Raw genomic sequence first — 11344 nt, 5'->3', positions numbered from 1 at the left:
CCCCGAGCTGTCCCGCACTGTGACCGACGCGCTCGCCCGTCTTCTGGTGCCCCGCGCCACCGCGCTCGCCCCCGGCAACGCCGTCGGCACCCAGTTCCTCGATGTCCGCGGCCACTCGCTCAGGACTCGCTCAGGACTCGCTCAGGACAGGCCCTGGCCGGCGGCCTCGGCGGTCCAGGTGATGTGCGGGGGCGTGACGCGTGCGTACAGGGGGTTGCCGTGCGGATCGGTCAGGCCGAGGCGTCCGACCAGCAGGCCGTCGCGTGCGGCGGCGGCGAGTGTGTCGGCGGGGACGGCGTCGAGCATGAGCTTGGCGCGGCGGAACATGGTGAAGGCGCCCGAGGCGTCGACCGTGCCCCAGGACAGGTAGATGAACCGGTGGCCGAAGCGGTCCTGTATGTACGGGCCTTTCACCTCGGTGCCGGTCGGCGAGGCGGTCGCGTTGCACTCCAGGGTCCAGGTGGCGGACGCGGCGTCACCGGGCTGCGGATCCAGGAGTTCGGCCGGACGGCCGCGGCGCTGCACCGCGACGTGGACGTTGCCGTAGGCGGGGACGTTACTGTCGGCGGGGGCCGGGCAGGTGCGGCCGGGCAGGTCGACGGCGTCGATACGGATGCGCATACCTGCCATCATCCGCTGCTCCGGCCGGGTAGCGGTGACGAGCAGTTCGTCCTCGGACAGGTGAGGTCGACCCTCGCCGCCGCCATGAGCAGCAGGCATCGTCGCTGCCCCTTCCCCTCCTCCCACCCCTTGCCTCATCTATCGAATCTCGATAGATTCCCATCGTGCTTCGATGGGATGGTGGGTCATGGGAAAGCTGACCGTGCGTGCGCTGCGCGCCGTGCTCGCGGTGGTGCTCGTCGGCACCGTGTTCGTGCAGGCCTTGATGGTGTGGACACTGGTCAGCGGGAACGACCCGGAGGACGGCTCGCTCCCGCTGACCGCGCTACGGGTGATCACGGCCCTGGGCATGCTGTCGGCCCAGGTCGCCCTGATCTGCGTATGGCGGCTGGTGACGATGGTGCGACGCGGAACCGTCTTCTCCCACGCCGCCTTCCGGTACGTGGACGGCGTGATCGGCGCGATCGTCGGGGCTGCCCTCCTGTGGTTCGTGGTCACGGCCGTCAACGCGCCGGGCCAGCGGGACGACCCGGGCGTCACCGTCATCATGGGCGGGGTCGGCGTGGCCATCCTGGGGGTCGCGCTCATCGTCCTCGTACTGCGGATGCTGCTCGCCCAGGCCGTCGCACGCGACGTCGAGGCGTCACAGATGCAGGCCGAGCTGGACGAGGTGATCTGATGCCGATCGCCGTCGACATCGACGTGATGCTGGCCAGGAGGAAGATGTCGGTGGGCGAGCTCGCGGACCGCGTCGGCATCACCCCCGCCAACCTGGCGGTACTCAAGAACGGCCGAGCCAAGGCGGTGCGCTTCGCGACGCTCGCCGCGCTCTGCGAGGTGCTCCAGTGCCAGCCGGGCGACCTGCTGCGCTGGGAGGCGGAGGACGCCGCGGACGCATGACCATGGTTCCGCACCTCGCGCCTCTCGCTTCCTCCCTCCTCCCCGGCAGACGGCAGCGAGGCATGCCGGGAGGGAGGAGGGCCCGACGGGCCACCGACCGAGCAGGTACTGCCTACGCGCGCCCGATGATGTGTGCCGCCCCGGGTGAGGCCTGGACCGGTCGGCGGCAGTCCGGGGCGGTCGCCTCGGAGTCAGTGTCGGTGAGCTGCTGACCCGTATCGAGCGCACCTACTACGACCGCGACGGACGCCCCGTCGAGACGGCGGACATCACCGTGCCGGACGTGCGGTGGGAGATCGCCTACGAGATCTCGGTCGAGCACCCCGCGAGTTGAGCACACGCTGCTCGCCCGCGATCGGACGGCTCGGCGGCTGAGCGAACATGGGGGCACATGGTCGTGGATCCGGTGATCGCCATCGTCCAGCGCACTGAGCATCCTCGACAGCACCGGGGTGGCCATTCCCAGCGCAGGGGATTCCTCGACGGTCGGCTGAGCCCCGCGAGCCCCCTAGCCCTCAAGCCCCATGAGCCCATGAGCCCGTGAGGGGAACGGGCGCGCGCCAGGCGGCGTCCCAGGTATCCCCGAGCATTCCCAAGACCCCTTTCTCCGCAGGTCAACAAGGGTGGGACCGTTCTGCCGCCGGGAACGGGGCGGCAGCTGTTGTGGTGGTCTCCGGCGTCCCCGAAGCTCTGGGTGTCGCCCCGGCCGGAACTGTCCGAACGCCGGGCGAACCCCTTACCGATCAGAGTCAGAGAAGGAAGACGCACATGAACAGGAAGTCCCCCGCACGCCGCCGTTCGAGCACCCTCCGCGCGGCCGCCGCCGGTCTCGTCCTGGCTGTCGGACTCGGTGTGTCGGCGCAGGGGCCGGCGCAGGCGTCCGTCCAGGCCGTCGCGACGGCACCCGCCACCGCCTCGACGACGGCCGTCGCCGCGCCGAAGTCCGTCACCGGCACGCCCGGCAACGTGGTGACCCGCGTCGCCGACTTCTACGGCGCGTACATCGACGCGAAGGGCGACTACGCCGACCCGGACGCCGCGCTGGCCAAGGCGCTCCGCAAGCACTACCTGACGCCCGACTTCGCCAAGCGGCTGGCCGCCTGGGAGAAGAAGAACGGGGCGGACGGCGTCCTGCGGGCCCAGAACATCCCGGCGCGGTGGACGGTGACCGACAACGGCAGCATGGGGCACGCGCACGAGGTCACCGTCACGCTCACCTTCGGCAGTGGGAAGACCATGAAGAAGAGCAAGCTCTACGTGCTCGTCGAGCGGTACAACCACGTCTCCGACATCGCCACCAAGAGCGCCCACTGACGGCCGAGCACACCCCGCCCGGCCGGTTCCCCTGCCCTCCGCCCGTCCGGTTCCCCTGCCGTCCGCCCGGCCCTGACGGAACCATCCCCGCTCACCCGACGTGCAGTGATATCAGGGCCTGGGATGCGGAATCGCGGGCGGACGACAGGGGAACGATGTCGATTCGGGACGATGCGGAGGAGTTCGCGGCGGAGCTGCGCCGGCTCAAGGACACCACCGACCTGAGTTACGGCGCGCTCGCCCGCCAACTCGACATGAACGTCTCCACGCTGCACCGGTACTGCGCGGGCGAGGGCGTGCCGAAGGACTTCGCGCCCGTCGAGCGGCTCGCGACCTTCTGCGGGGCGACCCCCGAGGAGCGGCTCGAACTGCACCGGCTCTGGCTGTCGGCGGTGGCGGCCCGCCAGCGGGTGCGTACGGCGGCCTCACCGACGGGAGCGGAAGCAGTGGAGGCCGTGCCGCCAACGCCGTCAGTACAGGCAGTGCCGTCAGTGCCGTCAGTACAGGCCGTGCAGGCCGTGCAGGAAGGGCTTCCCACACCCACACCGGACACGGCCGGAGACGGGGACGGAGACGGGGATTGGGACGGCGACCGCCAGGCCGCCGACCGCCATCCCCTTCGGCGCCGTCACCGCCGCGTCCTGGCGTCCGCCGCCGCCTGCGCCCTGCTCGTCATCACCGGCGCGAGTCTGTCCGCCCTGTCGGACGACAACTCCTCCGAGGCGGACGCCTCCCGCTCCGCCGGCCCTCGGACCACCGCCCCCGGCGCCCCCGGCCGCTCGACGAAACCGCCGGCCACACAGCCGTCGGAGACGGCGTCCGCCGACCTGCCCCTCACCTGGAACGTCGACGGCCTCGTCTGGGACAAGGGCTGCGACCACGACTACGTCATCGACAAGCCGACCGCGCAGGTGCCTCCGCCGCCGCTCCAGCAGGACGCCGAGGCGTGGGCGTCGTCGCAGGGCGCGGTGCACGGGCGGCAGACGAAGGTGCGGATCTCGGTGCAGGGGCGGTCGTCCGCGGCGGTGGTCCTGGAGGCGCTCCACGTCCGTGTCGTCAGCCGTGGCACGCCCGTCGACGGGAACGCCTACTCCATGGGCCAGGGCTGCGGCAGCGATCTCACGCCCCGCCGCTTCACCGTGGACCTCGACGAGGACCGCCCGGACGCCCGGCCGAAGGACGGCGCGAACGGTGCCGACGGCGGGCGCGTCATCCCGGCCGTACGCTTCCCCCTCCGCGTCTCCGCCGAGGACCCGGAGGTGCTGGACGTCGACGCGACGACCCAGACCTACGACGCCCGCTGGTACCTCGAACTCGACTGGTCCTCCCAGGGCCGCGCGGGCACCATCCGCATCGACGACGACGGCCGCCCGTTCCGTACCACCGGCATCAAGGGCCTGCCGCACTACTGGTACGGCACGAACGATGCGGGAGAGCGGGCCTGGGTGCCGCTCGACGGCCAATAGATCCACCGTACGAGGGAGGCGTGATCGTTTCATGACCATCTCCAGGGGCGTCCCGGTCTCGCGACGGCGGACAGCCATCGCGGTGACCGGGCATCTGGATCTGACCGAGCACACCGTCCCACTGGTGCGTCGGGCCCTGGCCGAGCTGCTCGGACCGTACGCCGCGGACGCCGGCCAGAACGGCTCCGGTGACTCCGCTGGCTCGGGCGGCCAGAACGGCTCCGCCGGCTCCAATGGCCCCGGCGGCCCCCTCGTCGGGGTGTCCTGCATCGCCAAGGGGGCCGACACGCTCTTCGCCGAGGCCGTGCTCGGTCTCGGCGGGCGGCTGATCGTCGTCGTGCCCTCGCGCGACTACCGCCGGCGCACGGTCGAGCCCGAGCACGGGGCCTCGTACGACCGGCTCATCGAGGCCGCCGAGGAGGTCGTCCGGCTGCCCTACGAGACGGCCGCCCGCCCGGCCTACGAGGCCGCCAACACCGTACTGATCGAACGGGCCGACCGCCTCGTGGCCGTCTGGGACGGTACGCCGCCCACCGGCAAGGGCGGTGGCACCGCCGATGCCGTGCTGGAGGCGCGGGCGGCCGGGATCCCCGTGGACGTCGTCTGGCCGGAGGGGGCCGCCCGCGGCGGATGAACCTCGGGCTCAGGCGGTCGTGAGGATCACCAGCCGTTGCGTCGCCCGGGTCATGGCCACGTAGTGGTCCACCGCTCCCTCGACGCCCTCGCCGAAGGTCTCCGGGTCGACGAGGACCACGAGGTCGAATTCGAGGCCCTTCGACAGTTCGGGAGTGAGGTGGCGGACTCGGGGGGTTCGGGGGACGGGCGTCGCCCCGGGGCCGGGCGTCGGGCGGACGCGCGTCGCGGAGTCCGGCGCGGTGATCACGCACGCGGTTCCGTCCGGGTCGGCGGACAGCCAGGTGTCCAGGACGGAGCCGAGTGCCGTCTCCACGTCGGACGTGCGGGTGCGTTCGACCGGGATGCCGTTGCTGCGGATGGACGTCGGGACGTTCGCGTCGGGGAGCGCGGCTCGGATGACCGGTTCCGCCTCCGTCATGATCTCTTCCGGGGTGCGGTAGTTGATGGTGAGGGAGGACTGTGTGATGCGGTCCAGGCCCACCCGGTTCAGGCGCTCCTGCCAGGACTCCGTGAAGCCGTGCCGGGCCTGGGCGCGGTCGCCGACGATCGTGAAGCTGCGGGACGGGCAGCGGCGCAGCAGCATCTGCCACTCCGCGTCCGTCAGTTCCTGCGCCTCGTCCACGACGATGTGGGCGAACGGGCCCGCCAGCAGGTCCGGGTCCGCGGTGACGAGTTCGGAGTTGTCGACCAGGCTCACCTGGGCGTCCTCGCCGCGCAGCATCGTCACCAGGCCCTCTCCGTCGTCACCGTCGGCGCCGGAGTTGGCGACCGCCTCGACGAGGTTGTCCACGACCTGGGTCATCCGCTCGCGCTGGGCGGCGAGGGTGGCCTCGTGGCGGCGCTTGCGGCGGGCCGTCTCCGGGTCGCCGAGGCGCCCGCGGGCGGCGTCGAGGAGGGGGAGGTCGGAGGTCGTCCAGGCCCGCGGGTCCTCGCGCTGGAGGCGCCGCACCTCGTCACGGGTCAGCCAGGGGGCGCACAGCCGCAGATACGCCGGCACCGTCCACAGGTCTCCCACCAGGTCCGCCGCCTCCAGGAGCGGCCAGGCCCGGTTGAAGGTCGTGACCAGGTCCCTGTTCTGGAGGAGCGCCTTGCGCAGGAGGGCGGGCGGTACGGCCGTGTCGGCATCGGGGTCCCCGGCGGGGCGGGCGGCGGCTTCCGCCTCGTGCTTGTCCGTCAGGATCGTGAGCAGCTCCTCCCAGACCTGGTGGCGGGCCTCGTTGTGCGGGGTGCCCGGTTCCGCCGCGTCGAAGGCCGCCGTCCAGTCGGCGGGGCTCAGCCGGATGTCGGACCAGGGCGTCGTGACCGTCATGCCCTCGGTCGGCGGTTCCTCGTAGAAGCGGACGGCCTTCTCGATCCCGCCCACCAGCGCCGCGGACGACTTCAGACGGGCCACCTCCGGGTCGGGCTCGACGGCCGCCGCCGCCCCCTCCTCGACCAGGTCCCGCAGGATGCACGTCTGTACGCCCTCCTCGCCGAGGCTGGGCAGCACGTCGGCGACGTAGGAGAGGTACGGGCGGTGCGGGCCGACGAAGAGGACGCCGCCCCGGCGGTGGCCCAGCCGGGGGTCGGAGTGGAGGAGGTACGCCGAGCGGTGCAGGGCGACGACCGTCTTGCCGGTGCCGGGGCCGCCGTCCACGACCAGCGCGCCCCGGGAACTCGCGCGGATGATGGCGTCCTGGTCGGCCTGGATGGTGCCGAGGACGTCCCGCATGCGCTCCGACCTGTTGGCGCCCAGGCTGGCGATGAACGCGGACTGGTCGTCGAGGGCGGCGTTGTGGCGGTGGCCGTCGGTGAGGCTGTCGAGTGCGGACGAGGAGAAGATCTCGTCCCAGTAGTCGCTGATACGGCCGTTCGTCCAGCGGTAGCGGCGGCGGCTGGTGAGGCCCATCGGGTTGGCGTGGGTCGCGCCGAAGAAGGGTTCGGCGGCGGGGGAGCGCCAGTCGACCAGCAGGCGGCGGCCCGTGGTGCTGTCGGTGAGGCCGAGGCGGCCGATGTAGACGGGGGTCTCCGGGTCGTCCTCCGTCACCATGCGGCCGAGGCACAGGTCCAGGCCGAAGCGGCGCAGCGTGCGCAGACGGGCGGTCAGGCGGTGGATCTCGGTGTCGCGGTCCATGGCGTGCCGGCCCAGGCCGCCGGGGGCCCGCCGTGCGGCGTCGAGCTGGGTGGAGACCTCGGCGATCGACTGGGCGAGACAGGTGGCGAGCGCCGCGAAGTGCCGCTCGTCGGTGGCGACGAGGGCGGGGTCGGCTTTCGCGGCGAGCCGGTCGGGGAGGCGGAACGCGCTGGGGTCGGTGTGGGTGGTCGGGGGGGTCATCTCATGGACTCCGAACGTCATGTCCGCGTGCTGCGAGAGGGGAGGGAGAAGAGGGGAGTGGAGGGGAGGGCGGGCAAGGTGGGCCGGGCCGGGCCGGGGCGGGGTCGAGGTGGGGCGGGGTCGGGGTGAGGCGGTGGAGTGTGGGGCGCTCGCCGTCACCGCCCTCCCCCTCCCCCTCAGTACGTGTCGAGCAGCCGTCGTGCCGCCCGTCTCGCCCCGTCGAGCAGGACCATCCCGGCCGCCTCCGCCGCCCGTGTCGCCGTCTCCGGCGCCAGGGCCATCTTCAGCGCGCTCGACAGGGACTCGGACGTCGGGGTCGGGCCGTCGTGGGCCACGCCGATGCCGAGGGCGGCCACCCGGGAGGCGAAGCACGGCTGGTCCGCGCCCTGGGGCACCACCACCTGGGGCGTGCCCGCCCAGGTCGCCGTCGTCGTCGTACCCGCACCGCCGTGGTGCACGACGGCGGCGACGCGGCGGAAGAGCGCGTGGGACGACGGCAACGATACGGACTGGAAGCTCGCGTACACGTACGGGCCGCCCAGCCTGTCGGCCACCGACCGCACACCCGCCGCGTCCGGGAGCGGCCCCGTCGCCACCAGCACGTCGCAGCCCTCGGCCGCCTCGACGACCGCGCCGAACTCCGCGAGCAGCTCGGCCGCACGCCGGGGCACGCCGTCCGGCGTCGGCGGCGCCGCCGCGGTCATCAGCGCGCGTACGGGGCGGCCGAACGGCACCAGCGGTACGCCGACACCGGCCAGCCGCCGCGTGAACTCCTCGTCCGGCGGCGCGCACCCCCGCGCCTGCGCGCCGAGGCCGCGCAGCCGGACCGTGAGTCCCACCAGCGGCTCGACGCCTCCGCGCGAGTCGTGGTTCGCCAACAGCACACGCATCCAAGCGCCCCCGGTTTTCGTCGCATCAGGCTCAGGCCGGAGATTCTGCGGCACCACGGGGGCCTTGCCGCAAGCCCCCTGGTGCGCTATACGTTGAGAGTGGCAAGGAGTGCATGACCTCCTTGCCTTTGTCGTGTCCGGCCCGCGGCCCCCTGGTTCAGCTGTCCGCGGCACCGGTCGTCCGCCTCGGCGGTCGTCCCCGTCGGCGGGTCGGCGGTCGTCCGCGCCACCAGCCGTCCCCGCCGGCGGCGTCCCCGCCACCGGCCGTCCCCGCCGACGGCGTCCCCGCCACCGGCCGTCCCCGCCGGCGGCGTCCCCGCCACCGGCCGTCCCCGCCACCGGCCGTCCCCGCCGGCGGCTGTCCCCGCCCTTTCCGCTGTCACCGCCGCCCGCCCGGCCCCCTCCGAAAAAATCCCGGAAAAGCGAGCGGACCGGCCGCGCCGCCACCCCCGGCTCGCTCAGCGAATTCACATGCTCGGACGATCACTGCTCCCTGAGGCGGCTACGCGCAGGTCAAGACGTTCCGCAGCGTTCTCGTCGTCCACCTCAAGTTCATCCATGTGAACAAAAGTCTGCGCGTTCTATTGACGTGCTCAGTTCACCCCCGGACACTCCCTCCAGGGAAAGCGCTTTCTGCATGCACTTCGGACCACATTCTGGATCTCATCCCTGGAGACCGAACGATGCAATCGACGCACGTGAGAACCGTCATGGCGACGGCGAGCGCAGGCCTGGTGGCAGGGCTGCTGGTCGCGCTGTCCGGCACGGCGGCGCAGGCCGCGACCACCCGGTACGAGGCGGAGTCGGCACCCGCCGTCTGCACCGGGACCATCGACTCCGACTGGGCCGGATACTCGGGCAGCGGATTCTGCAACGGCACCAACGCCGCCGGCGCCTACGCACAGTTCACCGTGACCGCACCCGCATCGGGCACGGCGACCCTGTCCGTCCGGTTCGCCAACGGCACCACGGCCGTACGGGCCGCGAGCGTCACCGTCAACGGGACGACCGCCGCGACCACGTCCTTCGAGAGCACCGGCACCTGGACGGCGTGGACCACCAAGACGCTGACCGTGCCGGTCGCATCGGGCAGCAACGTCATCCGGATCAACCCGACGTCCGCCACCGGGCTCCCCAACCTCGACTACCTCGACGCGAACGTGCCCGAGGGCGGCGGCACCACCACCCCGCCGCCGTCGAGTTCCGCCCTCTACGTCTCGCCGACGGGGACCGACAGCGCGGCCGGCACCGTCTCCGCCCCCACCACCCTCACCTCGGCCATCAGCCGGATCACGGCCGGCGGGACGATCTACCTGCGCGGCGGCACCTACGCCCAGGCGTCGACCGTCACGATCCCGGTCGGCAGCTCCGGCACCTCCGCCGCCCGGACCACCCTGACCGCCTACCCGGGTGAGACGCCGGTCCTCAACTTCTCGGCGCAGAGCGAGAGTTCGTCGAACCGGGGGCTCCAGCTCAACGCCTCGTACTGGCACGTCAAGGGCCTCGTCGTCGAGCGGGCCGGGGACAACGGCATCTACGTCGGTGGCAGCAACAACGTCATCGAGCGCACCGTGACCCGCTTCAACCGTGACACGGGCCTCCAGCTCGGCCGTATCGCCTCCACCTCGCCCAGCAGCGAGTGGCCCGCCAACAACCTCATCCTGAGCGCCGAGTCGCACGACAACGCCGACTCCGACGGCGAGGACGCGGACGGGTTCGCGGCGAAGCTGACGACCGGGCCCGGGAACGTGTTCCGGTACGCCGTCGCCCACAACAACATCGACGACGGCTGGGACCTCTACACCAAGACCGACACCGGGCCCATCGGGCCGGTGACCATCGAGGACTCCCTCGCCTACGAGAACGGCACGCTCAGCGACGGCTCGCAGGCCGGCAACGGCGACCGCAACGGCTACAAGCTCGGCGGCGACGACATCGCGGTCAACCACATCGTCCGGCGCAGCATCGCCTACGACAACGGCAAGCACGGTTTCACGTGGAACAGCAACCCGGGCTCCATGGCGGTCTCGGGCAACGTGAGCATCGACAACACCGAGCGGAACTTCAACTTCGACGGCGGTACGTCGGTGTTCCGCGACAACACCTCGTGCCGGAGCGGGAGCGGCACGAACGACCGGATCATCGGCAGCTCCGACAGCTCCAACCAGTTCTGGTCCGGGACGAACGGCTCCCGGTGCTCCTCGTACTCCGGCGGGCTGCACTGGTCCTTCGGCAGCGACGGCAAGCTGAACGTCAGCTTCGGCTGAGGGACGCGCGTGCCGTGCCGGTCGTCTCGACGAAGGCCGTCACGGCACGCGCGTACGCCTCCGGGTGGGTCACCTGGGGGATGTGGCCCGCGCCGTGGAAGGTGTGGGTGACCGCCTGCGGAAGGGCCTCGGCGAGTCGCGCGGTCACCTCGGCGAACCACGACGGGCCGGTCGTGCCGCCGGTGAGGAGGACCGGGCCCGTGAACGCGGAGAGCCGGGGGAGGTCCAGGTCGGCCCGGTGCGGGTCGCCGTGCTCGTCGAGGAAGGTGGGGGCGTTGGCCAGGAAGGTCTGCCGGACCATGGGAGGGAGCCGGTCCCAGGTGCCGGGGCCGACGGCGATCTCGTCCGTGAACTGACGGGCCGCCGCGAGGCGTTCGTCGGCGCGGAGGTGGGCGAGGACCGACGCGAGCCTCTCGGCGACGTCCTTCGGCGGCGACGGGGCGGCGGCGGGCCCGTCGGACACGATGCCCGTCAGCGGCGGGTCGTGGGCGATCAGGCCCCGGAAGAGACCGGGGCGGCGGGCGGCCAGCCCCAGGGCGGTCGAGGCCCCGAAGGAGTGGCCCGCGACGTACGCCGGGGCGAGGTCCAGGGTCTCCATCAGGGCGGCGAGGTCCTCCTCGTCCTCACGTCGGCTCCCCTGTCCCGGTGGCCGTTCGCTGCGGCTGTGGCCGCGGCGGTCGTAGACCAGGACACGGAAGCGTTCGGTGAGGGCGGGGAGGACCGGGAGCCAGGTGTGGTGGTCGCCCCAGGAGCCGTGCACCAGGACCAACGGGTCGCCGGACCCGGCCAGTTCGTAGAAGAGCTCGACGCCGTTCGCCTCGACCCTGGGCACCTTCGGTCTCCTCGTCCGTCGGGTCCGCGTGCTCCACCGGACGGTGGTGCCGTGGACTCAACGAGACGCCGCAGCCGTGGGTTGTGCGCGCGGGCGCGCTCAGC

The 11344-nt window shown here is 72.3% G+C and carries 10 protein-coding genes and 1 pseudogene; 7 read left to right on the top strand and 4 right to left on the bottom strand.

All coding sequences use genetic code 11. The features are described from left to right. Positions 1-141: 141 nt before the first annotated feature. The gene (locus ACZ52C_RS10615; protein ID WP_469074790.1) at positions 142-633 is read right to left on the bottom strand and encodes a DUF5990 family protein; all 492 of its coding nucleotides are present in this window, start codon (positions 631-633) and stop codon (positions 142-144) included. 175 nt (positions 634-808) lie between these two features. On the opposite strand from ACZ52C_RS10615, the gene ACZ52C_RS10610 reads away from it, so the two are divergent. The 6 genes and pseudogenes from ACZ52C_RS10610 to ACZ52C_RS10585 all read left to right on the top strand — a co-directional run bounded on the left by ACZ52C_RS10610 (position 809) and on the right by ACZ52C_RS10585 (position 4935). Beyond that, complete coding sequence (locus tag ACZ52C_RS10610) at positions 809-1300, top strand: DUF2975 domain-containing protein (protein ID WP_045558686.1); 492 nt, start codon at positions 809-811, stop codon at positions 1298-1300. Then, the gene (locus ACZ52C_RS10605; RefSeq protein ID WP_469074355.1) at positions 1300-1521 is read left to right on the top strand and encodes a helix-turn-helix domain-containing protein; all 222 of its coding nucleotides are present in this window, start codon (positions 1300-1302) and stop codon (positions 1519-1521) included. Before ACZ52C_RS10610 ends, ACZ52C_RS10605 begins: the two co-directional genes overlap by 1 nt. Positions 1522-1705: 184 nt before the next feature. After that, positions 1706-1855, top strand: a pseudogene (locus tag ACZ52C_RS10600) (GntR family transcriptional regulator); the annotation flags it as partial. 434 nt (positions 1856-2289) lie between these two features. Then, on the top strand, positions 2290-2835 hold the full coding sequence (locus ACZ52C_RS10595) for a hypothetical protein (protein ID WP_469074354.1): 546 nt from the start codon (positions 2290-2292) through the stop codon (positions 2833-2835). 155 nt (positions 2836-2990) lie between these two features. Next, positions 2991-4301, top strand: a complete 1311-nt coding sequence (locus ACZ52C_RS10590; RefSeq protein WP_469074353.1) for a helix-turn-helix domain-containing protein — start codon at positions 2991-2993, stop codon at positions 4299-4301. A 31-nt stretch (positions 4302-4332) separates the two neighbouring features. After that, positions 4333-4935: a hypothetical protein gene (locus ACZ52C_RS10585; protein WP_469074352.1), complete on the top strand. Its 603-nt coding sequence runs from the start codon at positions 4333-4335 to the stop codon at positions 4933-4935. Positions 4936-4944: 9 nt separating this feature from the next. Here ACZ52C_RS10585 and helR read toward each other — a convergent pair whose 3' ends face one another. Then, positions 4945-7251, bottom strand: a complete 2307-nt coding sequence (gene helR / locus ACZ52C_RS10580) for an RNA polymerase recycling motor ATPase HelR (protein WP_469074351.1) — start codon at positions 7249-7251, stop codon at positions 4945-4947. 176 nt (positions 7252-7427) lie between these two features. Then, the gene (locus tag ACZ52C_RS10575; protein WP_469074350.1) at positions 7428-8141 is read right to left on the bottom strand and encodes a nucleotide disphospho-sugar-binding domain-containing protein; all 714 of its coding nucleotides are present in this window, start codon (positions 8139-8141) and stop codon (positions 7428-7430) included. Between the two features lie 710 nt (positions 8142-8851). Between ACZ52C_RS10575 and ACZ52C_RS10570 the strand changes: the two genes are divergently transcribed. Next, complete coding sequence (locus tag ACZ52C_RS10570) at positions 8852-10408, top strand: carbohydrate-binding protein (RefSeq protein WP_469074789.1); 1557 nt, start codon at positions 8852-8854, stop codon at positions 10406-10408. Here ACZ52C_RS10570 and ACZ52C_RS10565 read toward each other — a convergent pair. Then, positions 10395-11240, bottom strand: coding sequence for an alpha/beta fold hydrolase (locus ACZ52C_RS10565; protein ID WP_469074349.1), 846 nt, complete (start codon positions 11238-11240; stop codon positions 10395-10397). The genes ACZ52C_RS10570 and ACZ52C_RS10565 overlap by 14 nt on opposite strands. Between the last annotated feature and the right edge of the window lie 104 nt (positions 11241-11344).

It is taken from the genome of Streptomyces sp. NPDC034049 (assembly GCF_055575575.1).
Note: the sequence above shows the minus strand (reverse complement) of the source record. Positions and strands in the feature narration are given on the sequence as shown.

Excerpts from the sequence above, each read along its gene's own strand:
- ACZ52C_RS10605 (WP_469074355.1), top strand. The coding sequence starts at position 1,300 with ATGCCGATCGCCGTCGACATCGACGTGATGCTGGCCAGGAGGAAGATG.
- helR (WP_469074351.1), bottom strand. The coding sequence starts at position 7,251 with ATGACCCCCCCGACCACCCACACCGACCCCAGCGCGTTCCGCCTCCCC.
- ACZ52C_RS10615 (WP_469074790.1), bottom strand. The coding sequence starts at position 633 with ATGATGGCAGGTATGCGCATCCGTATCGACGCCGTCGACCTGCCCGGC.
- ACZ52C_RS10610 (WP_045558686.1), top strand. The coding sequence starts at position 809 with ATGGGAAAGCTGACCGTGCGTGCGCTGCGCGCCGTGCTCGCGGTGGTG.
- ACZ52C_RS10585 (WP_469074352.1), top strand. The coding sequence starts at position 4,333 with ATGACCATCTCCAGGGGCGTCCCGGTCTCGCGACGGCGGACAGCCATC.
- ACZ52C_RS10575 (WP_469074350.1), bottom strand. The coding sequence starts at position 8,141 with ATGCGTGTGCTGTTGGCGAACCACGACTCGCGCGGAGGCGTCGAGCCG.
- ACZ52C_RS10595 (WP_469074354.1), top strand. The coding sequence starts at position 2,290 with ATGAACAGGAAGTCCCCCGCACGCCGCCGTTCGAGCACCCTCCGCGCG.
- ACZ52C_RS10590 (WP_469074353.1), top strand. The coding sequence starts at position 2,991 with ATGTCGATTCGGGACGATGCGGAGGAGTTCGCGGCGGAGCTGCGCCGG.
- ACZ52C_RS10570 (WP_469074789.1), top strand. The coding sequence starts at position 8,852 with ATGGCGACGGCGAGCGCAGGCCTGGTGGCAGGGCTGCTGGTCGCGCTG.